The following is a 24,994-nucleotide window of genomic DNA, read 5'->3' on the forward strand; positions in this document are numbered from 1 at the left end:
GAAACTTGACGCACGAGTTGAAGGATCACGGCTTGAGAGCGGGAGATTGCATCGGAAACCGATGTCATATCCAAGGTAGATGAACTCCATTGCTACCGTCGTGCCGGAAATCATCCCATCGGTCGATAGACACCGCACGGACGAACCGCATCAGCCTCGTCCATTTGTTTTGCATTCCTTTGCTTATTCCAACTGGACCGAATCGCGGCAGTCAACCCGAAACGCTGGCGCGTATTCATCCATCGTCACGGACACGGCACAGCGCACTAGTTGTCGAGGACATCGACATCGAAGTGCGCGCCCCCGAAATCCGCTTGCCGCTCGGGCGGTCCGGACACGACAAGGCCACGACGTTCACGATGCTCGCAACGCGCGAGATGATCGCCGCGCCGTGCCCTGACGCATCGATTTCCGCAACAAATCACCGCACTGACGACTGTATCGAAATGCCGGAAGGCGATCCCGCCCGATCGCGTCCACCTGCATTCCGTCGCCCCAGCGAAACGATTCTCGACAAACGGCGTCGATCCGCTCCTCTGGCTTGCAGTCGCAAGGGATGCCACCTATATATATGACTAATTGACTCGTACCACGGCAGCGGTGCGGCATGCGGCGGGGCGCACCATCGAATCAGAACAACCGGTGCCGAACGGGAGCCCAACATGGACGAGGGTGTGTCAGTCACACGGATGTGTTCCGGCATCTGGTTCTCGAACGTACTGCACGCGCTCGCGTGTCCCGGCGGCCGGCGCGTGCTGGTGCTGTTCGCGTGCTGCACCGCACTGAGCGGCCAGGGCGCGGGCTTTGCATCGGAACCCGGCGTGACCGACGACACGATCCGCCTGGGCATGGTCAACGCGCAGTCGGGCAATTCCGCCGGCCTCGGGCGCGGGCTGTTGATCGGTGCGCAAGCCGTATTCGACGACGCGAACGCTCACGGCGGCGTGCACGGGCGGAAAATCGATCTCGTCGTCGCCGACGACCGCTACGAACCCGACCGGACGGTGGACAACACGCTGGAAATGATCGAGCGGGGCAACGTCCTCGCGCTGTTCGGCTATGTCGGCACGCCGACAACCACCGCGGTGCTGCCGATGATCCGGGATGCCGGCATCCCGCTCGTCGGTACGTTCAGCGGCGCGATGGCGCTGCGCAGGCCGGTGATTCCGGAGGTCTTCAACATCCGGGCGAGCTATGACGACGAAACGCGCGCGCTGGTCGATCATTTGATCGTGCACGACCGCGCAAAGCGTTTCGCGGTGTTCTATCAGGACGACGGCTTCGGGCTCGCGGTGCTGGCCGGCACGCAACTCGCACTGCGCCGCCATGGCCTCGACGTCGTCGCCACCGGCACGTTTCGCCGCGGCACGACGGCGGTCGACACGGGGCTCGCTGCCGTACTCGACGCGCGGCCCGACGTCGTCGTCATGGTCGGCCCGTATACGCCGGTCGCCGCATTCATTCGCGCGGCGCACCGCGAAGGCTTCGCGGCCCGTCTCGCGGCGGTGTCGTTCGTCGGCACCGACGACCTGTTGCGCCTGATCGGCGACGAAGCGAACGGCACGGTGATTTCGCAGGTCGTGCCGCTGCCGCAGAGCGAGCGCCCCGTGATCCGGGACTGTGCACGGCTGATCGCGCGGCGCTTTCCGGACGAGCACATCGGCGTGGTGCACATCGAGGGTTGTCTCGACGCGAAGGTCGCGCTGATCGGGCTGGAACGCGCGGGGCCGGCACCCAGCCGGGCGACGCTGAAGCAGGCGCTCGAGTCGATCCGGCATCTCGACCTCGGCGGGTTGGTGGCCAATCTGAGCACCGACGATCACCAGGCGCTGAACGACGTGTTCCTCACCGAAATCGCGCACGGCCGCGTCACGCCGCTCGTCGTGCCGGCGCAATGAGCGGACGGATGGCCGCCGAGCCATCCCGATCCTGGAGGGCTGCATGGACATCAAGGCGAAGCTCGTCACCAGCACCAGCCTGATGCTGCTGGGGGCGGTGGCGATTTCGGTGACCAGCCTGATCGCGGTGCACGGCATCGCGTCCGGCGTGCGCACGCTGACGACGGAATCGCTGCCGCTGCAGATGCGCAGCAACGAACTCCAGCGCGCCTATGCGGAACTTGCGGTGGAGTTCGGTCGGCTCCAGCACGCGCAGGATGCGTCGGAGCGACAGCAGTCGTCGTCGGAGATCGAAACGCAATTGCAGCGGATTGCCGGCATCACGGCCGCCGTGCGCGCGATCGACGGGCACGGCATCGCCGAGCCGTCCACCGACCTGCGGACGATGTTCCGTTCGATGAACGAAGGGATCGACAAGCGCCTGCGCGGCGATGCGCAACTCGTCGCCGAGCGCCGGCTGATCGAAGGCCTGCAGGCACGGGGCGCCACGCTGCTGACCGAGATCGGCAAGGAAATCGAGCGGCTGGACGACGATGCCGATGCGGCGGTGAGCGGCGCGCTCGCGGCCAACACCGCCTACAACCGGACGATTCATGCACTGGATCAGGTTCGCACGAACGTCAAGGACATCATGACGATCGCCGGCCGCGTCGACGTCGCGCCGAACCGGTACCGGCTCGCGCCGCTGCGCGAGCGCATGCAGGCGTCGCTCGACGGCGCACGCAATGCGCTCACGATCGCGGCGCCGAACCTCGATGCCGCCACCGCACAGGGGGTGACGAGCGCGCTGGGGCGCGTGGCGGCCGACATCCTCGGCGGTCACGACGGCCTCGTCGCGCTGCGCGGCGCCCTGTTCGCCGAATCCTCCGTCGCGCCCCGCTACCGCGCGAAGGAGGACAGGGTGCTGCAGTCGCTCGATGCGCTGGACGCGAAGCTCGCGGAGATCGCGGACCCGTTCGCGTTGCAGATCGTCAAGGCGCGACGGCGCCTCGACGACGCGATCGAATTCCGGCGGCGAGCCGCGCGGGTTGCATCGCTGTCGGCGGTCGTGAGCGGCGGCATCAACGCATTGGCGTTCGACCTGCGCATGATCGCGCAAAGCGACAGCGCCGACCGTCTGAAGCGCGCCGACGACGAACTGCGCAAGAGTATCGGCGCGCTGACCGCATCCGCCGGCGCGCTGCGCGAGGCGCTCGCCGCGGACGGCCCGGGCAACGCGAAGCGCGCGCAGGATGTCGTCGGGCTGACCGCGGCGCTCGGTGGATCCGCGCGCCGCATCCTCGCCGTGAAGTCCGACATGCTGTCCAACGACGTGGCCATGCAGCGCATCGTCGCGGACGTCGACACGACGGCCAATCGCCTCGCGGCCTACACGGAGCAGGAAGCCGTGCGCGTCGATCTTCAGCAGCGCGGCATCGTATCGGACGTCTACCGGGCCGTGGCGACCGCGATCCTGATGATCGTGGGGGTATCGTTCCTGCTCGCGATCGGCGGGCTGGTGATCAGCCATCGGCTCGGCACGTCGATCTCGCGGCCGCTGTCGAACCTGACGCGCACGATGGCCCGCATTCGCAGCGGCAGCGACCTGTCGTTGCGCATGACGCACAAAGGCAGCGACGAAGTCGCCGTGCTGATTGCCGGCTTCAACATGATGCTCGACGAAATCGAGCGCCGCGACGTCGCGTTGCAGGCGGCGATCGCCACGGCCGAAGCCGCGAATTCGGCGAAATCGGAGTTTCTCGCGCGGATGAGTCACGAGATCCGCACGCCGATGAACGGCGTGCTCGGCATGACCGAACTGCTGCAGCGCACGCGGCTGACGTCGAAGCAGCGCAAGTTCGTCGACACCGTGTATCGATCGGGCCAGACGCTGCTCGTCCTCATCGACGACATTCTGGATTTCTCGAAGATCGAGGCGGGCAAGCTGACGCTGGAGCGCATCGATTTCAATCTGCATCAATTGCTCGACGATGTCGTCGCGCTGCTGGAGCCCAACGCGCAGCGCAAGGCGCTTGCGCTCGAGTTCCGGCGCGGCGACACCGTTCCGGAGTGGATGCGCGGCGACCCGGTGCGGTTGCGCCAGGTGCTCACGAACCTGCTGGGCAACGCGATCAAGTTCACCGAGCACGGGCACGTCGCGCTCGGCGCATCGTATTCGGACGACGGCCGCATCGTGTTCACGATCGCCGACAGCGGCATCGGCATCGCGCCCGAGGTGGCCGCGCAGTTGTTCCGGCCGTTCCAGCAGGCCGACAACTCGATCGCGCGCAAATACGGCGGAACCGGGCTCGGTCTGGTGATTTCCCGCCAGCTGGCCGAGATGATGGGCGGCGAGCTCACGCTCGAATCGACGCCCGGCAAGGGTTCGGTATTTACCGTGACGACCCGGTTCGAGCCGGCATCCGGCGAGGTCGGCGTAGCAGCCGATGCACGACCGTCGCTCGCGGGCCTGAAGGTGCTGATCGTGGACGACAGCGAGACCGATCGCAGCGTGCTGCTCGAACACGCGATCGAATGGCAGCTGTGCGTCGCCACGGCGATCGGCGGCGACGACGCACTGTCGCAGTTGCGCGCGGCGGTCGCCGACGGCGCGCCGTTCGATCTGGCGATCGTCGACGTGCGGATGCCGGGCATGGATGGCATCTCGCTCGTGCAGCACATCCGCCGCGATCCGTCGTTGCGTGCGCTCAGGATCATCACGCTGACCGCGTTCGAGATGATGGACAGCGTCCTGGTCGCGCACGAACTCGACATCGCCGCCCGGCTGACGAAGCCGCTTCGTGGCGCCGCTCTCCATACGGCCATCGCGTCGGCGATGCACGTGATGCCGCCGCGGCTGAATTCGCCGGAACCGCTATCTGACGACGCCGGCGCCGGCCCGGGCCGGCCGCTCGATGCGATTTCGGCGCGCGTGCTGCTGGTGGAGGACAACGTCGTGAATCAGCAGATCGCGCTCGCGATGCTGGAGGACACCGCCTATCAGGTGGCGGTGGCCGACGACGGCGAGCAGGCGCTGAATCGCCTGGCCGACGACGTATTCGACGTCGTGCTGATGGACTGCCAGATGCCGCGGCTCGACGGCTTCGAGGCGACGCGGCAGTTGCGCCGTCGCGAAGCCGAAGCCGGCGCGCCGCGCATGCCGGTCATCGCGTTGACGGCCAATGCGCTCAGCGGCGACCGCGAGCGCTGTCTGGCCGCCGGCATGGACGACTATCTCGGCAAGCCGTTTCGCCGCGATGCGTTGCTGCAGATGCTCGCGCGCCATGTCGGCGGCGCGGCGTGCGCGCCGGCTACCGGAACCGATGCGGCAACGACGGGCGGCGGCGTCGAAGCGAAGCCGGAAGCGACGGGGGGCGCCGCCATCGATCCGGATGACGAAGCAAGCGTGATCGACCATAAGGCGCTCGATGCGTTGCGCGCGCTGCAGCGGCCGGGCCGCCCGGATGTCCTGACGCGGATCATCGATCAATTCACGGCGGATGCGCCGCGGCTGATCCGCGACATGCAGGCGGCGGTCGAAGCGGGCGACGCCGATGCGCTGAAGCTGGCCGCTCATACGCTGAAATCGAGCAGCGCGAACGTCGGCGCGCACTTGCTGTCGGCGCGTTGCCGCGAGATCGAGCGGCTCGCGCGCGCCGCCGACGTGGACGCGGCGGTGGAACTGGTCGCCGGCACGGAAGCGGAGTTCGGGCACGCGCATGCGGCGTTGATCGCGGAGCGCGTGGACGGTTGAAGGGACGCCGGCCGATCGCCATGACGATCGCGCGGCAGTACAACAGGAGGACGGTCGTGAACGACGAGCATGCTGATGTACCGACGATTCTGATCATCGACGACGATGCGATGACGCGCCTGCTGGTCGTGGAAACGCTCGAACCGGAAGGCTTTCGCGTCGAGGAAGCGACGGGTCCGCAGGCGGGTATCGATGCGTTCCTGCGCCATCGTCCGGTCGTCGTGCTGCTCGACGTCGAAATGCCCGGCGGCGACGGATTCGACTGTTGCCGGGCGCTGCGCGCGTTGCCCGAGGGCCGCCGCGTGCCGATCGTCATGCTCACGGGCAACGACGACGACGCGTCGATCGCCAGCGCGTTCGACGCCGGCGCGACCGACTTCGTGTCCAAGCCGATGCGGTGGAAACTGCTCGGCTATCGGGTCCGTTATCTGTTGCGCGCGGCCGCGGCGGTCGAAAAGCTGGCGACGACCGAAGTCAGCCTCACGCATGCGCAGGCGCTCGCGCACCTCGGCAACTGGGAATACCAGGCCGGGCGGACGGACGGCTACTGGTCGCCGGAGCTGTACCGGATTCTCGGCGTCGACGCCGCCCATACGCCGCCGACGTTCGAACGGCTCGTGCAGGCCGTTCCGCCCGACGAGCAGCCGCTGCTCGTGCAGTCCTACGCGAGCCTGCGCACCGAAGGCGTCGCGTTCTCGATCGAGCATCGGCTGATCCACGCGGACGGCACCGAGCGCTACGTGCTGCATCAGGCGGAGTCCGGCCGCGATCCGAATCACGCGATCATCCTGCGCGGCATCGTCCAGGACATCACCGAGCGCAAGATGCAGCAGGGCCGCATCGAATACCTCGCCAATCACGACGCGCTGACCGGCCTGCCGAACCGCAACCTGCTCGGCGACCGGATGGAGCAGGCGATGTCGCAGGCGCGGCGCACCGGGCAACTGATCGCGGTGATGGTGCTCGACCTGGACCGCTTCAAGCACATCAACGACAGCTTCGGCCACTCGGCGGGCGACGGGCTGCTGCGGGTCGTCGCCGCGCGGCTCAAGAGTTCGGTGCGCGACGGCGACACGGTCGCGCGGCTTGGCGGCGACGAGTTCGTCGTGATGCTGGTCAACCTGTCGACGGCGTCGGACGCGGACGCGATCGCCCGCAAGATCCTGGACACCTTCGTCGCGCCGTTCGTGCTCGACGGCCACGACCTGCACGTGACGACGAGCGTCGGCGTCAGCCTTTACCCGACCGACGGCACCGACGCGGAGACGCTGCTGAAGACGGCCGATGCCGCGCTGTATTGCGCGAAGGAACACGGGCGCAACTGCTACAGCTTCTATACGCGCGAACTGGGCGCGCGCGTCGAGGAGCACGCCATCCTCGAAAACGCGCTGCACCAGGCCGTGTCGAACGGCGAGCTCGAGCTGTACTACCAGCCGAAGGTCGATCTCAAGACCGGCCAGATCAGCGGCGTCGAAGCGCTGATTCGCTGGCGACGCCCGGGAATCGGCGTGATTCCGCCCGACCGCTTCATCCCGATCGCCGAAGAAACCGGGCTGATTCTGCCGATCGGAGAATGGGTGTTGCGCACCGCGTGCGCCCAGGCCGTCGCGTGGCGCCGGGAAGGGCATCCGCCGATCCGGATTGCCGTCAACCTGTCCGCGCGCCAGTTCCGGCAGCAGGACGTGGCCCACCTGGTGCGAACTGCGCTCACGGAAACCGGTCTCGAGCCGGACTCGCTCGAACTGGAGCTGACCGAAAGCGTGCTGATGGAGGACTCCAATGCGATCGCACACACGCTGCGCGAACTGAAGGCGCTCGGCGTCGTGCTGTCGCTGGACGATTTCGGCACCGGCTATTCGAGCCTGTCGTACCTGAAGGACTTGCCGATCGACGTCGTCAAGATCGATCGTTCGTTCCTCAGCGACGTCACCACCAGCGCGGAAGGCGCGTCGTTGACGCGCTCGATCATCGCGATGGCCGAGTCGCTGCACATGGAGACGGTGGCCGAGGGCGTGGAGACGGAAGCCCAGCTGTCGTTCCTGAACCGGCATCGCTGCCATGCGATGCAGGGCTACTACTTCAGCCATCCGGTCACCGGCGACGAGATCGCCGACATGCTGTCCGCCGGCTCGGAGCTGCCCGAGCACTGCCGGCAGCGCGAACTGCTGCACCGCACGCTGCTGCTGGTGGACGACGACCGCGCGGTGCTGCAGATGCTCCGGCAGGCGCTCGGCCGCGACGGCTACGAGATTCTCGACACCACCGATCCCGACGAAGCGCTCGACCTGCTGGCCCAGCATCGCGTCGGCGTGATCGTGTCGGACTTCCGGATGTCGAGCGTGTCCGGGCTCGACCTGCTGCAGCGGGTCAAGGCGCTGTACCCGGACATCGTGCGCATCCTGCTGTCCAGCTACGGCGACGGCGCGTCGATCGCCGACGCGTCCGGCAACGGGTCCGTTCAGAAGCTGCTGATCAAGCCATGGGACGTCGCGCTGCTGCGCAAGCACATTGCCGAGTCGTTCCAGCGGTTCGAGCACACGTCGCTGAGCGGCGGGGATCTCGGGGTGGCGCGCCTCGGCATTCGCCGGTCTCCGCCGCGGTCTCTCGACGTGGCGGAACCGCGCAATCGCCCTTGACCGGAAGGCGCCGCCGCGCGTTATTGTCCGCAGTCGTGACGGCACGTGAATGGACCTGGAAAGTGCAATCGTGGATCACGCCGTGCGACGCCGATCGAGCAGCACGTGGTGCCCGGATCGATCGCCAAGGATCGATACCCAGGTAATAAGGAGGATTGCGCGGCGGTCAAAAATTGAACAAATGCGTAAATTGTTCCCGGTTCCGGAAATCGCCCATCCGAAGCAGTAAGGATTCTTAATCGGGCTCACGATGACATCATGGAGGGCGCAGTAATTACCCCGCGCGTCGAGTTCCGGATTCACTTGTGCACGGGCATTTTCATAAATACATTTCGACGCCAAATTATTTGAAAACGCCAAAAAAATTGTCTATACCCTAGACGAATCAGCCTGATCCGCATCGTGCCGATGCGGGCACGCAACAAGCGGGCGCTGGCAATGGCCGACGCCAGCAACCGCGCGTTGCAGCGATCGAATGGATTCCGGGGGATGCGAACGGCCCGTTGCCCGGGCTGCCGCATGAGTCGTGAATGGGCGAACGCAGTGCGCGCCACCGAAGCAACACCGCGTCTTTACATTCAACGGTCGATCAACGACCCCGTCACACGGAGGTTGTCATGCTGCACTACGTCAAATCCCTGCTGCGTGATGAACGCGGCGTCAGCTCGCTCGAATACGCGGTACTCGCCGGCATCGTGGTCGTCGCGCTGGCGGCGGTCGGGGTGATCCTGAGCAGCAACACCGGTGGCCTGCCGGCCGTGTTCACGTCGCTGATGAACAAGGTCACCGCGCTGATCTGACCTCCCTGAACCCGCGCGCCGCCGACGAATACACGGATCCGCAGCGGTACGACGTATCCAGCCGGGGCGCGCCGACGGACGGCTCTCCGATGCTCCATCTCGTACAGTCGGCGGCGACGCTCGTGCTGATGTCGCTCGTGCTGCAGGACGTGCGCACGCGGCGCTTGTCGAACCGCACGGTGCTCACGTTCGCGATGCTGTATTTCGTCGCGGCCGCGCTCGCGCGCGACGGGCTCGCGCAGCTCGCCGCTCACGTGGGGACCGCGGCGGCGATGCTGCTGCTGTTCGCCGGACTGCGTCACGCCGGCTGGATCGGCGGCGGCGACGTGAAGCTGGCGGCGGCCGTCTTCCTGTGGGCCGGGCCGGGCCTCGCGCTGCCGGTGCTGACGATCGTCGGCGCGAGCGGCGCGGCGTGCGGTCTCGCCGTGCTCGCGGCCGTCGCATGGCAGCGCTGGCGCATTGCGCCGGCGCGCACGATCGACACGCGCGGCGTGCCGTACGGCGTCGCGCTTTCGCTCGGCGGCGCACTGGCCGTCTGGGCGCCGTTTCCACACGCGGTTTCGCTCACCTAGCGGGGACGCACGCCGCCATGCCCAAACCTCTGAGAATGGCCGTGCTGATCATCGCTGCCGCCGTCGGTGCGTTCGTCCTGCGCCAGCTCTATGTCGCCGCGTCGACGCCGGCGGTGTCCGGCGCGGCGAGCGACGTCAACGTGCGCGTCGCGGCGGCCGACCTGCCCGAAGGGCTGCTGCTGCGCGACAACGATCTCGCGTGGAAGCGCATCCCGAGCGCGCAGGTGCCGGCCGGCGCATTCGTCGAGTCCCAGCCGGGCGCGGAGCTCAAGGGTGCGCTGCTGCGCAACCGCGTCGACGCCGGTACGCCGATCCGCGCGGACAACGTGATTCCGGCCGGCGCGCCGGACTTTCTCGCGGCCGCGCTGCAACCGGGCATGCGCGCGATCTCGGTGCCGGTCGACGACGTGTCGGGCAACGCAGGGCTGATCCAGCCGGGCGACTTCGTCGACGTCGTGCTCACGCAGCAGATCGGGGGTTCCGCGACGACACCCGGCACGTTCGAAGCGGAGACGGTCGTGCGCCGTGCTCGCGTGCTCGCCGTCGGCTCGGAATTCCAGCGCGCGAAGGCGCCCGCGAGCGCGCCCGATGCACCGGTGCGCGCGCGCACGGTCACGCTCGAGGTCGCGCCGCGCACGGCCCAGGTCGTGCTGGTCGCGACGCGCCTCGGTTCGCTGTCGCTCGCGCTGCGCAGCTTCGCGACGAGCGACCGCCGCGATGCGGCGGGCGGCGCCGAACAGGAGCCCGATACGCCGCCGGTGTGGGCCGGCGACGTATCGCGCGCGTTCCGCGACGCGGCGCGCTCGCCGTCCGCGAAAGCCGACACGGGCGCGCGGCCGGCACCGCAGGGCAATACGGTGGTGATCTATCGCGGTTCATCGGTGGATGACGGCTCGCGTGGCGGAGGCGGTGGTGTGGGTACGCCGGGCCTTCCGCCGCTGCCATCCGGCTGGCCGGGCACGCCGGTTGCGCCGGCTGCGCCCGCCGCGGGCAATGCCGCCGCCGACGCGACGGCGCAGGTGCCGCGGGCGGCGGTCGCGCAGTGACGCGATGACGAGGTGTCGATTCGGAACCGGCCGCCCGGCGGCCGGCATTTGACGGGAACACGAATGGTGCGCACGGTTCGTTGGATCGCTTTCTGGTGCCTGGCCTGCGTCGTCGCGCCGGAGGCCGCGCTCGCGCAGCGCGCGCAGGCGGCGGACGCCGGCGCGGCGCTGTCGATCGCGACCGGCAAGGGCGAGATGCTGTCGTTGCCGGAGCCCGCGACCGCGATGTTCGTCGCGGACCCGAGCATCGCGGACATCCAGGTGCCGTCGCCGCGCACCGTGTTCGTGTTCGGCAAGAAGGCCGGTACGACCTCGCTGATCGCGCTCGGCGCGAATCATCGGCCGATCCTTCGCCGGACCGTGATCGTGCAGGTCGATACCGCATCGCTGCAGACGGTGCTCGACAGCCGCTTCCCGCAATTGAAGCTGTCGGTGTCCGGCGCGCCCGGCTCGCTGATGGTGTCGGGCAAGGTGCCGAGCGCGGCCGACGCGGACGCCGTGATGCAGTCGCTCGCGCCTTATGTGAGCGACAAGGAAAAGATCGTCAACCGGCTCACGCTGTCGCGCCCGATCCAGGTGAACCTGCGCGTGCGCGTGACGGAAGTGAGCCGCAACATCACGCAGCAGCTCGGCATCAACTGGAGTTCGCTCGGCGCGGCAGGCAACTTCGTCGGCGGGCTGTTCAACGGACGCACGCTGTTCGATCCGACGAACAAGCTGTTCAACCTGTCGCCGAGCGGCGCATATTCGGTGCTTGGCGGCTTCCATACGGGGCGCTGGTCGATCGACGTCGTGCTCGATGCGCTCGACCAGGAAGGGCTGATCACGATGCTCGCGGAGCCGAACCTTACCGCGATGTCCGGGCAGACCGCGAGCTTCCTCGCGGGCGGCGAGATTCCGATTCCGGTCGCGCAGGCCGGCAACACGACCGGCGCGATCACGGTCGAGTACAAGCCGTTCGGCGTGTCGCTGGACTTCACGCCGACCGTGCTCGCCGACAACCGGATCAGCCTGAAGGTGCGCCCGGAAGTGAGCGAGGTCGATACGAGCAACAGCGTGACGACTGGCAGCATCACGGTGCCGGGGCTCTCCGTGCGGCGCGTGGAGACGACGGTCGAGCTGTCGAGCGGGCAGAGCTTCGCGATCGGCGGCCTGCTGCAGAGCCAGACCGCGGATACCGTGTCGCAGGTCCCGGGGCTCGGCCGGCTGCCGATCATCGGCCGGCTGTTTTCATCGAAGAACTTCCAGGACCACAAGACCGAGGTCGTCGTGATCGTGACGCCGTACATCGTGCAGCCGACCGGGCCCGGCCAGCTCGAGCAGGCGCTCGACACCGTCGCGCGGCCGAGCAGCGACCTCGAGTTCGCGATCCAGCGCAATCTCGGGCTGGACCTGTTGTCGGGCGACACGCCGCGTCTCGTCGGCGCCGCGGGCTTCGTGTACTGAGCCAAGGAGCGCGCATGCGAGTTCGAACCCTGTTCACCGCACCGTTGCCGCTGGCGCTCGCGGCCTGCCTGTCGGCGCCGCCGCCGATCAACCTGCCCGATGCGCGCGCGATCGGCTTCGACGGCGTGCGCGCGGTGCCGCCCGACTGCGCGAAGCTGATGCAGCCGTCGCATCTCGTCGATGCAGGGTTCGGGCGGCCCGGCGTGCCGTTCGGCTGCGCGACCTACACGAATCTCGCGACGATGCTCGCGCGCCCGGAAGACCTCGTCGCGCCCGTGCCGTACGGCGGCGCCGATGCGCAAGTGGCGGCCGACGCGGTGCGCCGCTACGTCGAGGACCGCGTGAAGCAGCCCGCGCCGGGCAAGACGCAGACGACGACCGGCTCGCCCGGTCATTGACCCACTCACGATGCGATCGCGATGCCGCCCATGAACGTCCTCGACCGCCAGAACGCCAAGCGCGCCGCCTCCGCCGGAGCGGCGGATCTCCTCGCGGTCGTGTCCGATGCGGGCAGCGAGGACGTGATCCGCCGCGTCGCGCAGGATCTGTCGATCGCGCGCGCCCAAGTGCACCCGGGCGACTGCGACGACGCGATCCGATTGCTGCAGCAGCAAGAGCGCTCGCCGCGCCAGTTGATCGTCGACGTGTCGGATTCGGTGCTGCCGGTGTCGGACCTGATGCGGCTCGCGGACGTGTGCGATCCGTCGGTGCGGGTCGTCGCGATCGGCACGCAGAACGACGTCGGGCTGTTCCGCAACCTGCTCGGCATCGGCGTGCAGGACTACATCGTCAAGCCGCTGACCGTCGAGCTGATGCGGCGCGCGCTGACCACGACGGAGTCGGTCGTGCAGGTGCGCACCGGCAAGATCGTGAGCTTCGTCGGCGCGCGCGGCGGCGTCGGCGCGACGACGATCGCGGTCAGCCTCGCGCGCTGCCTGACGGGGGAGAAGCGTCGGCGCGTCGCGTACGTCGACCTGAACCTGCATGGCGGCGGCGCGAACTCGATGCTCGGGCTGTCGAGCAACAACGGGCTGATCGAATTGCTGAACATGGAGCTGCGCCCCGACGACGCGCTGTTCGACCGCATGTTCGTCACGAAGGGCGACCGCCTGCACGTGCTGTCGGCCGAACTCGCATACGGCGAAGACGCGCTGCTGCGCGACGATGCGATCGCGCAGCTCGTCGACATGCTGAAGGACCGCTTCCATTACGTGCTGTTCGACGTCGGCTACCGTGCCGGCAAGCTGTTCGAGGATGCGCTGACGGCGTCCGATCTCGTCTATATCGTCGCCGACCGGTCGGTGCACGCCGCGTACGAAGCCGCGCGGCTTGCGCGCTTCGTGAAGGAAATGCCGGGCGAGCGGCTGCTGTCGATGGTGCTGAACAATCCGCTCGAGCCGGTCAAGGGGCGCGTCGCGCAGTCGGATTTCGAGGATGCGTTCGGCGGCGTGCAATTGCGCGAGCTGCCGCACGAGGCACAGTCGCTCGCGATCGCGGAGAACCTGGGCGAGCCGATCGAACGCTCGAAACGCCGCGGCTTCCTGGACGAGATCCGGCTGCTCGCGAACGGCATCACCGGCGAATCGATGGCCGTCGCCGAGCCGTGGTACGCGCGCTTCGTCAAATGGAGGAAGGGATCGTGACGTTCGGTACCCGCAAGCAGCCGACACCGGACCCTGCGCCGGCGGGTTCTCGCCCCGCGCCGCACGACACTGCGCCCGCGCCGGCCGTAAGCCCGGTGCCGGCGTCCATGTCCACGTCGGCGCGTGCGGCCGCGACGGCCGATACCCAGGAGGCGCTCATCCGCTCCGGCAAGTTCGACGCGATACGCAACGCGGTGTTCGCGTCGATGAACATGTCGGCCGCGCTGATGAAGACGCGCGACGAAGTGCGGGCCGGCATCGAACAGGTGGCCGCGCACACGGTCGAGCGCGAGCGCCTGAAGATCACCACGGGCGAGCAGGTGCTGATCGTCGACGCGATCCTGAACGACATGTTCGGCGTCGGGCCGATCGAGCCGCTGCTTGCCGACGACACCGTGTCCGACATCCTCGTGAACGGCCCCGACCAGGTGTACGTCGAACGCGCGGGGCGGCTCGAGCTCACGCCGCTGAAGTTTCGCGACAACGCGCACGTGACGAGCGTCGCGCAGCGGATCGCGGCGGCGGTCGGGCGCCGCGTCGACGAGAGCAGCCCGATGGTCGATGCGCGTCTTGCCGACGGCAGCCGCGTAAACGTGGTCCTGCCGCCGATCGCGATGCGCGGCGCGTCGATCTCGATCCGCAAGTTCGCGAAGCGCGACATCACGCTCGCGCGGATGGCGCATCAGGGCAACATCTCGCACGGGATGCTGCAGGTCCTGAAGATCGCATGCGCGTGCCGGCTGAACATCGTGATCTCGGGCGGCACCGGGTCGGGCAAGACGACGCTGCTCAACGCGCTGTCGCAGCACATCGAGGAGCACGAGCGGATCGTGACGATCGAGGACGCCGCCGAGCTGCAACTGCTGCAGCCGCACGTGGTGAGCCTCGAGACGCGGCCGGAGAACACGGAAGGGCTCGGCGGCATCTCGCAGCGCGATCTCGTGCGCAACGCGCTGCGGATGCGGCCCGACCGCATCATCCTCGGCGAAATCCGCGGCGCGGAGGCATTCGACGTGCTGCAGGCGATGAACACGGGCCACGACGGCTCGATGACGACGATCCATGCGAACTCGCCGCGCGACGCGATCAGCCGGCTCGAAAGCATGGTCATGATGGCGAATGCGAACCTGCAGCTGCTGTCGATCCGGCGCCAGATCGCGAGCGCCGTGCATCTGTTCGTGCAGGTCGAGCGGATGCGCGACGGCGTGCGCCGCGTGACGCGGATCACCGAGATCGTCGGGATGGAAGGCGAAGTCGTGATCACGCAGGATCTGTTCGCGTTCCGCCAGGAAGGCGACACGACGCGCGACGCGGTGAAGGGCGTGTTCGAGGCGTCGTCGCTGCGGCCCGCCTTCGCGCCGCGCGCCGCGTACTACGGCGTCGAGGACGCGCTTACCGAGGCGTTCCGGCAATGAGGACGGCAGACCTGTTCGCGCTCGGCGCCTTCGTCGTGATCCTCGCGGTGGGGCTCGGCCTGTCGGCGTTGCTGGACCGCGCGCGCCAGACGCCGGAGCAGCGCATTCGCGCGCGGATGCAGCGCATTGCGCCATCGCTGACGGGCCGGGCCGCCGGTGCGGCAGCCGGGGCCGGTGTCGCGCTGTTCAACCTGCCGCGCCGGCAGACCCGTGTGCGGGCATGGGTGCAGCGCTACGTGACGCGCGTGCGCGCGGTCGGCGGCGAGCGCGGGCTGCGGATCGTCGTCGCGAGCACGATCGCCGGCGCGATCGCGGGGATCGTCGTGGTGAAGCTCGTGGCGCTGCCGCGCGTGGTGCATCCGGCGATTTACGTCGGACTGCCGCTGATCGCGATGCGCGCGAGCTATCGCGCGCTGGTCGAGCGCTTCCGGCTGCGCTTTCTGGAGGCGTTCCCCGACGCGATCGACCTGATCGTGCGGGCGGTGCGCGCGGGCATTCCGGTCACGCAGGCGATCAGCACGGTCGGCGACAGCGCCGCCGAGCCGGTGCGCTCGACCTTCCGCACGATGGGCGACAGCCTGCGCGTCGGCGCGGATCTGAAGGACGTGCTGACGCACGCGGCGGACCGGCTGATGATCGCGGATTTCTCGTTCTTCACCGTCTACCTGCTGCTGCAGCGCGAGACCGGCGGCAGCCTCGGCGAGACGCTCGACGAGTTGTCGAGCATCATCCGCACGCGCCGCGACATCCGCCTGAAGACGCGCGCGCTGACCGCCGAGGGGCGGATCACGACGAAGATCATCTCGGCGGTGCCGTTCGTGATGATCGGCGCGCTGTTCCTCGTGAACCGCGCATACGTGATGCTGCTGTTCGATACGCATGCCGGACGCGTGATGCTGACGATCGCCGCGACGCTGCTGACGATCGGACTGGTGACGATTCGCAAGATCTCGAAACTGGATACTGCACGATGACGATGTCGATGCTGGCCGCCCGCGGCCTCGAACTGTTGCTGCTGCTCGCGTGCGTCGCGGCGGCGCTCGCGACGCCGGGCGGCGGCACGCGCCGGCGCATCGCCATGCGCGTGCAGCAGGCCGCCGGACAGCGGTCGCCCGCGCTGGGAGCGGGGCGCCTGCAGGCGGGCGACGTGCGTCGGGACCTGACGCGGCGGCTCGCGCAGCTCGGCGAGCGGCTGCCCGTGCTCGATCCGATGCAGCGCGCGAAGCTCGCGCTGCAACTGGCGCGCGCGGGCTTTCGCGAACGGCGCGCGGTGTCGTCGATGATCGGCATCAAGCTCAGTTGCGGCGTGCTGTTCGCCGGCGTCGCGATGGTGTTCAGCCCGTATATTCCGCGCTTCGGCGAATACTTCGTGATCCGCGCGGTGGCGATGGTCGCCGCGTTCGTGGTCGGCGTGATCGTGCCGGAATACGTGCTCGGCGCGATGATCCGGCGGCGCCGGCGGATCATCGCCGCATGCTTTCCGGATGCGCTCGACCTGCTCGTGATCTGCACGATGGCCGGCAACAGCCTCGTATCGGGCGTGCGGCGCGTCGCGCGCGAACTCAGGCGCATCTGCCCGCCGCTCGCCGACGAGCTGACGGTGTGCGCGGACGAGCTGACGCTGAGCGGCAACGTGTCCGAAGCGCTCACGCATTTCGCGATCCGCGTCGACTTCGCGTCGGCGCGCTCGCTGGCCACGACGCTCACGCAATCGCAGCGGTTCGGCACGCCGATCACGCAGGCGCTGCGAACGCTGTCGCGCAGCGAGCGCACCGAGCAGATCGTCGCGCTCGAGGAGCAGGCCGCGAAGCTCGCGCCGAAGATCACGCTGCCGATGATGCTGTTCATCCTGCCGACGGTCGGCCTGATCGCGGCAGGCCCGGCGGCCATCCGTTTGCTCGAGGTGTTCAAATGACAGGCCCCGCGCTCCGTGCGTTCGTCTTCGCGGCCGTGCTGCCGCTGCTCGCCGGCGGCTGCGCGCCGGGTATCCAGACGCGGCCGGCGCTGTCGCACAAGAGCGACGACCCGCAGGCCGAATTGCGCATCGCCGACAGCGCGCTGGCCGGCGGCAACGTCGATCTCGCGTCGACGCTGTACGCGAAGGTGCTGGCGCGGCATCCCGATTCGCTCGCCGCGCAACTGGGGCTTGCCGACGTCAACTATCGCGCCGGCGATCTGGAGCGCGCGCGTATTCTGTACGAGCAGGCGCGGCAGCTTGCGCCGGCCGAACTGGGCCCGCAGGTCGGGCTCGCGCGCGTCGCGTTGCGACAGCGGCGACTCGACGAGGCCGCGCGCCGCTATCGCGACTTGCTTGCCGCGCAGCCAAACCTGCCGCTCGCGGCGCAGGGGCTCGGCACGGTGCTCGATCTTCAGGGCCGCCACGAGGACGCTCAGACCGTGTACCGGGACGCGCTGAGCGCGCATCCGGACGCGCAGGGGCTGCGGGTCGACCTCGGGCTGTCGCTCGTGCTGAGCAATCGTCCGCGCGAAGGCGTGAACGTGCTGCTCGACGTGGCCGGGCTGCCCGATGCGCCGTGGCAGGCGCGCCAGAACCTCGCGTTCGCGTACGGCGTGCTCGGCAACACCGATTCGGCGAAGAAGCTGCTGTCCGCGGACCTGCCCGCGTCGGCGGTGGCCGACAATCTGCGCGTGTACCAGGCGGTGCGTACGCAGCTCGCGGCGCGTCCGCTCGCCGATGCGTCGCGGCCGTCGAAGGGCGCCGCGCTCGAGCCGCGCGCCGTGCCGCCTGCCGCGGGGGCCGCAAAATGACACGCGGGGCGACGGGCGCCCGCCACGCGCGCGGCGTCGTATCCCTCGAATTCGTATTGATGCTGCCGTTCCTGCTGATGGTGCTGATCGGCATCATCGACACGAGCCTGCTGCTGTGCGACAAGGCCGTGATCACGAACGCGAGCCGCGAAGCCGCGCGGGCCGGCGTCGTGCTGCGCGTGCCGATGCTGACCCCGACGCAGATCGCCAACGTCGCGCTGAGCTATACGCAGAACAGCCTGATCACCGGCGGCACGCCGACGACGCCGACCGTGACCGTGACGCAGGCGAACGGCACGACGGCGGGCACCGCGCTGACGGTCACGGTGACCTACACGTATGCGGGGCTGGTGCTCGGTTCGGCGTTCAGCGCGCTGACCGGCCCCGTGACGATCTCGGCTACCTCGGTGATGCTCTATGAATGACGCGGCCGGCACGCGATGCATCGGCGCCGCGCGCGAACGCGGTTCCGTTGCGCTGTTCTTCCTGATGTTCCTGATCCCGCTGCTGTCGTTCGGCGCGCTGGCGATCGACATCGCGTGGATCGCCACGGTGCGCAACCAGTTGCAGAATGCGGCGGACGCGGCCGCGCTCGCGGCGGCCGACGCGATGATGTCGCCAACGGGCGGGCCGCTGAACTGGTCGCAGGCCGCGCCGGCGGCGAACGGCGTGATCGCGCTGAATTCGGCGGCGGGCTCGCGGCTCGCGAGCGGCACCGTGACGACCGGCTACTGGAACGTGACGCGCACGCCCGCGTCGATGCAGCCGACCACGATCACGCCCGGCCCGTACGACGTGCCGGCGGTGCAGGTGACCGTGTCGCGCGCGCCGGGCATCAACGGCGGCTCGATTCCACTGCTGCTCGGCGGGTTGCTCGGCATCCCCGGCGCATCCGGCGGCGCGACCGCGATCGCGGTGCTCGCCGCGCCGGGCGGCGTCGCGGCGGGCGGGCTTTTCCCGATCGCGATCGACCAGTGCGTGTACAACCAGTACTGGAACGCGCAGACCAACCAGCCGCTGATCAATCCGCTCACGGGTCTGCCGTACCAGTTTTCGATCACGAACGGCCAGACGTATGGCGCGCTGTGCATGGGCGGTCAGTGGACGTCGTTCCAGTCGACCGCGACCGACACGACGACGATGGGCGGCCTGATGGTGACCGGCAACCCGACGACGCTCAATATCGGCGACAGCATCTATCTCGCGACCGGCGTGAAGGCGACGCTCTACACGTCGGTGCCGGTCGGCGCGACGGTCGTGCTGCCGGTCGTCACGCAGACGTCGAGCAGCACCTACGTGCCGATCGTCGCATTTGCCGCGTTCCACATCGACGTGTCGCTCGGCGGCGCATACAAGTACATCCAGGGGCACTTCGTCGCCGGGGTGAAGATGACCGGCGTCGCGACGGGCGTCGGGCCGTACTACGGCGTGTACGTGCCGCCGCGGCTTGCGTTGTGACTGTTGCGAGCGTCGTGGCGGGCGCGGCGCAGCAGCACCAGCAGCGCGAAGAGCGTCACGGCCGGGCCGATCTGCGGCAGTTGCAGCCACGGGTTCAGGTATTCGACGATCGGCAGCGCCCACATCAGCGCGATCGCGGCCTGTTCGCCGCGCAGCCAGCCGTCGCGCCAGCCGATCGACAGCATGCACGCGATCGCGATGGCAAGCCACGCGAGTTCGTAGTGCCACACGTACGGGTTCGCCACGAGCGTCGCGACCGTCAGTACGGCCGCACGCACGCGGGTGTCGCGCGACTGCATCCATACGACGCAAGCGGCGTAGATCGCGATCGCGGCGATGCACGCATGCGCGGCGTACGCGGCGCCGAGCGGCACGTCCGCGAGACGAAACGCCGCGAACGGCGTGGGCGACGCGAGCCAGAACCCGACGCCATGCTCGAGGACGATCGAGCGGGCGATGCCGGCGCTGGCGACGAACAGGCGCGGCGACTCGACGCCGCAGACGAGCACGCTCGACGCGGCGAACGCGCCGGTCGCGAGCGCGGCCCACATGATCGTGCGCCATGCGCGCGCGGCGACCAGCACGAACGGGAACAGCAGCGCCAGTTGCGGCTTGACCGACAGCAGCGCGATGCACAGGCCGGCATATATCGGCCGCCGATCGGCCCAGTAAACGGCCAGCGCCGCGCACGAGGCGGTCAGGAACGTGTTCTGTCCGAGCGTCGCGGTGACGAACACGCATGGCGCGGCAACCAGCGCGAATGCGCCGGCGTGCGATGCGCCGGGTATCGTACGGAGGCCGGATACGCGCCACGCGGCTAGGCCGAGCATGAGCACGCCGAACGCGACGAACAGCGGATAAGCAAGCGCGAACGGCAGCAGCGCCAGCGGCGTCACGAGCAGCAGATAGGTGGGCGGGTACAGCCACGGTGCGAAGACGTCGCGGGGAAGGCTCGGAAACAGCCCGGTCGTCAGCCGCGAGAATGCGGAAAAATCGTATGCGTGCGAGGGCATGCCGTGCAGCATCACGTACGACGCGGACCAGAACACCGAGAAGTCGGCGCCCGGGCGCGGCGTGACGCCGCCGCTGCCGGACGCGTGACGAACGACCGCGATCCAGATCGCAATGAACAGCGCGTACGACACCAGCATCAGCGCGCTGTACAGGACGACGCGTCGCGACGTGAGCCACGCGACGACGGGCCGCGCCGTCGGGCGGGTCGATTGCCGGAGGATGTCCAATTGACGTGGCCCGGGCTTACTTGAACGACGCCTTGCGCGCGGCGATGCCCGTGGCCGCCGGAGTCGCGGCCCGGCGGCGCGCCGGGTGCGTGCGCTTGAGCGGGAACTGCAGCAGCTTCGATGCCGGTCGCGCGGCCGCATCGCGCTCGGCGCGGTAGCGCCGCCGCACGAAATAGACGGGGCGCTGCTTCGATTCGTGATAGATGCGGCCGAGGTATTCGCCGATCACGCCGATGCCGATCAACTGGATGCCGCCGACGAACAGCACGACGGAAATCAGCGACGGGTAGCCGTGCACCGGATTGCCATACAGCAGCGTGCGCATCACGATGTACGCGCCGTAGACGAACGACAGCGCGGCGAACGCGAGGCCGACGTAGGTCCACACGCGCAGCGGCACCGTGCTGAAACTCGTGATGCCCTCGAGCGCGAAATTCCAGCGCCGCCAGCCGGAGAATTTCGAGCGGCCGCCGCTGCGCGGCGCACGCGTGTATTCGATGATCTCGGTACGGTAGCCGACCCACGCGAACAGGCCTTTCATGAAGCGCCGCCGTTCGGGCAGCGCACGCAGCGCGTCGACGACCTGGCGGTCCATCAGCCGGAAATCGCCGACGTTCTCCGGCATCTCCACTTCGGAGAGCCGATTGTGCACGCGGTAGTAGAGCGAGGCCGCCACGCGTTGCATCAGCGGATCGCACATCCGGTCGGTGCGCTTCGCGGCGACGACCTCGGCGCCCGCGCGCCAGCGTTCGAGCATCGCGGGAATCAGGGCCGGTGGATCTTGCAGGTCGGCGTCGATCAGGATCACGGCCGCGCCGGCCGCTTCGTCGATGCCGGCGGTGAGCGCCGCCTCCTTGCCGAAGCGGCGGGTGAGATCCACGACGTGCACGCGCGCGTCGCCGGCGGCGACCGAGAGCAGCCGGTCCAGCGTGCCGTCGCGGCTGCCGTCGTTGATGCAGACGATCTCGAAGCGCACCGAGCCGACCGACTCCAGAACGGGCAGCGTTTCGGCAAAGAATGCGTCGATCGTTTCTTCTTCGTCATGAAAAGGCACGACGAGCGATATCAGCGGCTTCCTGGCATGCGTCGACACGTTGCGGCCCCCGGAGAGATTCGGCCTGCGTTGCGCGGTAGGTTTCCGTTGTCGTTCGCCGGGCGGGCGTTACCCGATTCGGGGCGAAGGCGGTCCTGGCCAGCCTCCCCACCGTGGACGGGACGACATAGGGTTTAAGTATTGTACGAAGTATTCGGGATTCGACAAGGCGCGAATCGACGGCGAATCGTGCAGGGCGGGCCGGCTCGATCGGTTGACGATCTTCACCGGCCCGCGCGCGTCGAGCAACCGTACGTCACTCCACCGTCACCGATTTCGCCAGATTCCTCGGCTTGTCGATATCCGCGCCCCGCAAGCACGCCGCGTGATACGCGAGCAACTGCAACGGCACGACGTGCAGAATCGGCGACAACAGCCCGTAGTAATCCGGCATCCGAAGCACCGACACGCCTTCGCCGTTGTCGATCCGCGTATCGGCATCCGCGAACACGTAGAGCTGCCCGCCGCGCGCGCGCACTTCCTGCATGTTCGACTTGAGCTTTTCGAGCAGCGCATCGTTCGGCGCGATCGTCGCAACGGGCATCGTATGCGTGACGAGCGCGAGCGGCCCGTGTTTCAGCTCGCCGGCCGGATACGCTTCCGCGTGGATATACGAGATCTCCTTCAGCTTCAACGCGCCTTCGAGCGCGATCGGGTAGTGCAGCCCGCGCCCGAGAAACAGCGCGTTCTCATGCTGCGAGAATTCCGCTGCCCAGCGCGCGATCTGCGGCTCCAGCCCGAGCACGTCTTCTAGTGCGCCAGGCAGGCGCCGCAACTGCAGCGCATAGCGCGCGAGCTGCGCGTCGTCGACGTAGCCGCGCAGCCGCCCGAGCGTCACGGCGAGGATGAACAGCGCGACGAGCTGCGTCGTGAACGCCTTGGTCGACGCGACGCCGATCTCCGGGCCCGCGCGCGTCAGGAAGCGCAGGCCGGTCTGGCGCATCATCGCGCTGGTCGGCACGTTGCAGATCGCCAGCGTGTCGACGTGGCCGAGCGCCTGCGCGTACTTCAGCGCGGCGAGCGTGTCGGCGGTCTCGCCGGATTGCGACACGCTGACCACCAGCGTGTTCGGCGTCGCGAGCGCGTCGCTGTAGCGGTATTCGCTCGCGATCTCGACCTGCGCGGGGAGGCGCGCGATCGTCTCGAGCCAGCGGCGTGCGGTCAGGCCCGAGTAGTGGCTCGTGCCGCACGCGAGAATCAGCACGTTGTCGATCTGTTCGAACGCGCGCGCGGCGTCCGGGCCGAATACGGCGGGGTCGAACAGCCCGGCATCGGGAATGGTCGCGGCCACGGCCTGCGGCTGCTCGAAGATCTCCTTCTGCATGAAGTGCCGGTACGGCCCGAGCTCGACCACGCCCTGCGTGGACGAAACGGTCTGGATCGCGCGTTCGATCGGCGCGCCGTTGCGATCGAGCACCCGTACGCCGCCCGGCGTCAGCTCGACGATGTCGCCTTCCTCGAGGAAGATGAAGCGGTCGGTGATGCCGGCGAGCGCGAGCGCGTCGGACGCGAGAAAGCATTCGCCGTCCTTCACGCCGACGACGAGCGGCGAGCCGGCCCGCGCGCCGATCAGCCGCTGCGGCTCGTGCTTGCTGAACACCGCGATCGCATACGCGCCGTGCAGTTGCGAGGTCGCGTCGCGCACGGCGGCGAGCAGGTCGCCGCGATACTTGCTGTGGATCAGGTGCGCGACCACCTCGGTGTCGGTCTGTCCGTCGAACTCGTAGTGTTCGTCGGCCAGTTGCCTGCGCAACGTTTCGTGGTTCTCGATGATGCCGTTGTGTACCAGCGCGATTTCGTCGCGCGAGAAGATCGGATGCGCGTTGCAGGTGGCCGGCGCGCCGTGGGTCGCCCAGCGCGTGTGCGCGATGCCGGTGCTGCCGGTCAGGCCGGCGCTGCGCACGTGGGCGTCGAGGTCGGCGACGCGCGACACGCTGCGCTCGCGGCGTGCCTGGCCGTTGACGACGGTCGCCACTCCGCATGAATCGTAGCCGCGATATTCCAGGCGGCGCAAACCTTCGATCAGAATCGGGACGATGTCCCGTTGCGCGACCGCGCCGACGATGCCACACATGACACGTCTCCTTCCCTGTAGATTCCCCCGGACCGTGCGCACGCGTGGATCAGCGTGACGCGGTCTCCGTTGTCGCCGCCGTCGTGAAGCCGCATTGAGCGGGCGCGACCGGGTCGGCCATCCGGCTTTCGAATGCCAGGTAAAGCGCTTCCTCCAGTACGTTCCAGTGTGCGCCGTGCCGGTACGGGCCCGATCGCGCATGCCAGCACGCGACCGTGTTCCTGTCGTTCATCTTGAGTGCGACCAGTGCGATCAAGCCCCATGGATAATCGGAGCCGGCGAGTTGCAGCCAGGTCTTGCCGTACTTCTGCATCCACTGCGCGTAGATCGTGTCGTTCGATTGTTCGGGTACCTGAATGCCGGACAGCAGCGGAAAGATTTGCGCGACTTTCGCGGGGTAGAACGTCGTGTCGCTGATGCGCTGCGTGCTCGCGCGAAAGCCGGACTGCGTGCCGCGCCAGAACACCTTCAGGATCGCGGCCGCGAGCCGGTCGGCGCGCTGGCTCCACGGGCCGGCGTGAGTGGAGTCGGCATGCCGGACGTAGTACGCCGCGAGCGCCTGGAACGCGCTGTGTACCTCGACGTTGTCCATCAGCAGCGCGACGCGCAGCGTCGACGAGATCTGATAGACGCCCGTGGGCTTGGCGAGCAGCGTGTCCAGGTGCGCACTGGCGCGATTCAGGCTGAGCTCCCATGCGGCGGGCAGGCCGTCGGGCGGCGCGAAGCGGGCGAGCAGTTCGATCCAGGTCGCCATCATCGCGTCGTCGGCATCGGCTTCGGCGCATGCGCTGTACTGGCCGCTTTTCATGCAGTAGCGATCGAAGCCGCCGTCCGGACGCTGGCGCGGCAACAGCCACGCGATCCACGCGAGCGCGGCCTGATGGGCGTCGAGCCCGGCGTCGGCGGCGGCGAGCAGCGCCTTCGACGCGAAGTAAGGATCGATGCCGGCGCCGTTCAGGCGCACGGTGATCGCGCCGTCCGGGCGTTGGTAGAGTCCGTTGAGCTGGAGTTCGGCGGCGCTCGCGTGCAGCGCGACGCCGCACGCGGCGACACCGCAAGCGACGCACCACAGGCGGCATAGCCGGGCGATGGCCGTCACGCGTGCGCGTGCGGCCGGGAACAGCGCGGGCCGGTTCATGATGGGGGGCTCCTGCGCGGTGGTCCTGCGCA

Annotated in this window: 19 protein-coding genes; 15 read left to right on the forward strand and 4 right to left on the reverse strand. The window is 68.5% G+C overall.

Annotated elements, in window-relative coordinates; all coding sequences use genetic code 11:
* Positions 1-662 precede the first annotated feature (662 nt).
* From CFB35_RS06405 to CFB35_RS06475, 15 genes are all read left to right on the forward strand, one after another.
* On the forward strand, positions 663-1,898 hold the full coding sequence (locus CFB35_RS06405; protein ID WP_089464680.1) for an ABC transporter substrate-binding protein: 1,236 nt from the start codon (positions 663-665) through the stop codon (positions 1,896-1,898).
* Between the two features lie 43 nt (positions 1,899-1,941).
* Positions 1,942-5,631 carry a response regulator gene (locus CFB35_RS06410; protein WP_089464681.1) on the forward strand — a complete coding sequence of 1,230 codons (3,690 nt, stop codon included), beginning with the start codon at positions 1,942-1,944 and terminating at the stop codon, positions 5,629-5,631.
* A gap of 56 nt (positions 5,632-5,687) precedes the next feature.
* Complete coding sequence (locus tag CFB35_RS06415; RefSeq protein ID WP_089464967.1) at positions 5,688-8,267, forward strand: EAL domain-containing protein; 2,580 nt, start codon at positions 5,688-5,690, stop codon at positions 8,265-8,267.
* Positions 8,268-8,884: 617 nt separating this feature from the next.
* On the forward strand, positions 8,885-9,067 hold the full coding sequence (locus CFB35_RS06420; protein WP_059573845.1) for a Flp family type IVb pilin: 183 nt from the start codon (positions 8,885-8,887) through the stop codon (positions 9,065-9,067).
* Positions 9,068-9,156: 89 nt separating this feature from the next.
* Positions 9,157-9,639 carry a prepilin peptidase gene (locus CFB35_RS06425; protein ID WP_089464682.1) on the forward strand — a complete coding sequence of 161 codons (483 nt, stop codon included), beginning with the start codon at positions 9,157-9,159 and terminating at the stop codon, positions 9,637-9,639.
* 17 nt (positions 9,640-9,656) lie between these two features.
* Complete coding sequence (gene cpaB, locus CFB35_RS06430) at positions 9,657-10,685, forward strand: Flp pilus assembly protein CpaB (protein ID WP_089464683.1); 1,029 nt, start codon at positions 9,657-9,659, stop codon at positions 10,683-10,685.
* A gap of 63 nt (positions 10,686-10,748) precedes the next feature.
* Entirely contained in the window at positions 10,749-12,131 is a 1,383-nt protein-coding gene (locus tag CFB35_RS06435; RefSeq protein ID WP_089464684.1) for a type II and III secretion system protein family protein, read from the forward strand.
* Between the two features lie 14 nt (positions 12,132-12,145).
* Positions 12,146-12,529 (forward strand): CpaD family pilus assembly lipoprotein, encoded by a 384-nt coding sequence (locus CFB35_RS06440; RefSeq protein ID WP_059573841.1) that lies wholly within the window; start codon positions 12,146-12,148, stop codon positions 12,527-12,529.
* A 21-nt stretch (positions 12,530-12,550) separates the two neighbouring features.
* Positions 12,551-13,774: an AAA family ATPase gene (locus CFB35_RS06445; protein WP_089464685.1), complete on the forward strand. Its 1,224-nt coding sequence runs from the start codon at positions 12,551-12,553 to the stop codon at positions 13,772-13,774.
* Positions 13,771-15,189 carry a CpaF family protein gene (locus CFB35_RS06450; protein WP_089464968.1) on the forward strand — a complete coding sequence of 473 codons (1,419 nt, stop codon included), beginning with the start codon at positions 13,771-13,773 and terminating at the stop codon, positions 15,187-15,189. Before CFB35_RS06445 ends, CFB35_RS06450 begins: the two co-directional genes overlap by 4 nt.
* Positions 15,186-16,163: a type II secretion system F family protein gene (locus CFB35_RS06455; protein WP_089464686.1), complete on the forward strand. Its 978-nt coding sequence runs from the start codon at positions 15,186-15,188 to the stop codon at positions 16,161-16,163. Before CFB35_RS06450 ends, CFB35_RS06455 begins: the two co-directional genes overlap by 4 nt.
* The gene (locus CFB35_RS06460; RefSeq protein ID WP_089464687.1) at positions 16,160-17,104 is read left to right on the forward strand and encodes a type II secretion system F family protein; all 945 of its coding nucleotides are present in this window, start codon (positions 16,160-16,162) and stop codon (positions 17,102-17,104) included. The genes CFB35_RS06455 and CFB35_RS06460 overlap by 4 nt, the downstream gene beginning before the upstream one ends.
* Complete coding sequence (locus CFB35_RS06465) at positions 17,101-17,958, forward strand: lipopolysaccharide assembly protein LapB (RefSeq protein WP_089464688.1); 858 nt, start codon at positions 17,101-17,103, stop codon at positions 17,956-17,958. Before CFB35_RS06460 ends, CFB35_RS06465 begins: the two co-directional genes overlap by 4 nt.
* Positions 17,955-18,383 (forward strand): TadE/TadG family type IV pilus assembly protein, encoded by a 429-nt coding sequence (locus tag CFB35_RS06470; protein ID WP_059573836.1) that lies wholly within the window; start codon positions 17,955-17,957, stop codon positions 18,381-18,383. The genes CFB35_RS06465 and CFB35_RS06470 overlap by 4 nt, the downstream gene beginning before the upstream one ends.
* Positions 18,376-19,416, forward strand: coding sequence for a TadG family pilus assembly protein (locus CFB35_RS06475; protein ID WP_089464689.1), 1,041 nt, complete (start codon positions 18,376-18,378; stop codon positions 19,414-19,416). Before CFB35_RS06470 ends, CFB35_RS06475 begins: the two co-directional genes overlap by 8 nt.
* Here CFB35_RS06475 and CFB35_RS06480 read toward each other — a convergent pair.
* From CFB35_RS06480 to CFB35_RS06495, 4 genes are all read right to left on the reverse strand, one after another.
* Positions 19,380-20,657 carry a glycosyltransferase family 87 protein gene (locus CFB35_RS06480; RefSeq protein WP_373453002.1) on the reverse strand — a complete coding sequence of 426 codons (1,278 nt, stop codon included), beginning with the start codon at positions 20,655-20,657 and terminating at the stop codon, positions 19,380-19,382. The genes CFB35_RS06475 and CFB35_RS06480 overlap by 37 nt on opposite strands.
* Before the next feature lie 16 nt (positions 20,658-20,673).
* Positions 20,674-21,750 carry a glycosyltransferase family 2 protein gene (locus CFB35_RS06485; protein ID WP_089464690.1) on the reverse strand — a complete coding sequence of 359 codons (1,077 nt, stop codon included), beginning with the start codon at positions 21,748-21,750 and terminating at the stop codon, positions 20,674-20,676.
* A gap of 256 nt (positions 21,751-22,006) precedes the next feature.
* Positions 22,007-23,824: a glutamine--fructose-6-phosphate transaminase (isomerizing) gene (glmS, locus tag CFB35_RS06490; protein ID WP_089464691.1), complete on the reverse strand. Its 1,818-nt coding sequence runs from the start codon at positions 23,822-23,824 to the stop codon at positions 22,007-22,009.
* A gap of 49 nt (positions 23,825-23,873) precedes the next feature.
* A complete protein-coding gene (locus CFB35_RS06495) occupies positions 23,874-24,962 on the reverse strand; it encodes a hypothetical protein (protein ID WP_089464692.1) in 1,089 nt (362 codons plus the stop codon).
* Between the last annotated feature and the right edge of the window lie 32 nt (positions 24,963-24,994).

The sequence above is a fragment of the Burkholderia sp. AU16482 genome, from assembly GCF_002223285.1.
Taxonomy (GTDB): Bacteria; Pseudomonadota; Gammaproteobacteria; order Burkholderiales; family Burkholderiaceae; genus Burkholderia; species Burkholderia semiarida.

Bases quoted from the DNA above. Each gene is read 5' to 3' on its own strand.
- glmS (WP_089464691.1), bottom strand. From the start codon at position 23,824: ATGTGTGGCATCGTCGGCGCGGTCGCGCAACGGGACATCGTCCCGATT.
- cpaB (WP_089464683.1), top strand. From the start codon at position 9,657: ATGCCCAAACCTCTGAGAATGGCCGTGCTGATCATCGCTGCCGCCGTC.
- CFB35_RS06425 (WP_089464682.1), top strand. From the start codon at position 9,157: ATGCTCCATCTCGTACAGTCGGCGGCGACGCTCGTGCTGATGTCGCTC.
- CFB35_RS06410 (WP_089464681.1), top strand. From the start codon at position 1,942: ATGGACATCAAGGCGAAGCTCGTCACCAGCACCAGCCTGATGCTGCTG.
- CFB35_RS06440 (WP_059573841.1), top strand. From the start codon at position 12,146: ATGCGAGTTCGAACCCTGTTCACCGCACCGTTGCCGCTGGCGCTCGCG.
- CFB35_RS06435 (WP_089464684.1), top strand. From the start codon at position 10,749: ATGGTGCGCACGGTTCGTTGGATCGCTTTCTGGTGCCTGGCCTGCGTC.
- CFB35_RS06475 (WP_089464689.1), top strand. From the start codon at position 18,376: ATGAATGACGCGGCCGGCACGCGATGCATCGGCGCCGCGCGCGAACGC.
- CFB35_RS06405 (WP_089464680.1), top strand. From the start codon at position 663: ATGGACGAGGGTGTGTCAGTCACACGGATGTGTTCCGGCATCTGGTTC.
- CFB35_RS06495 (WP_089464692.1), bottom strand. From the start codon at position 24,962: ATGAACCGGCCCGCGCTGTTCCCGGCCGCACGCGCACGCGTGACGGCC.
- CFB35_RS06455 (WP_089464686.1), top strand. From the start codon at position 15,186: ATGAGGACGGCAGACCTGTTCGCGCTCGGCGCCTTCGTCGTGATCCTC.
- CFB35_RS06420 (WP_059573845.1), top strand. From the start codon at position 8,885: ATGCTGCACTACGTCAAATCCCTGCTGCGTGATGAACGCGGCGTCAGC.
- CFB35_RS06445 (WP_089464685.1), top strand. From the start codon at position 12,551: ATGCCGCCCATGAACGTCCTCGACCGCCAGAACGCCAAGCGCGCCGCC.
- CFB35_RS06460 (WP_089464687.1), top strand. From the start codon at position 16,160: ATGACGATGTCGATGCTGGCCGCCCGCGGCCTCGAACTGTTGCTGCTG.
- CFB35_RS06465 (WP_089464688.1), top strand. From the start codon at position 17,101: ATGACAGGCCCCGCGCTCCGTGCGTTCGTCTTCGCGGCCGTGCTGCCG.
- CFB35_RS06470 (WP_059573836.1), top strand. From the start codon at position 17,955: ATGACACGCGGGGCGACGGGCGCCCGCCACGCGCGCGGCGTCGTATCC.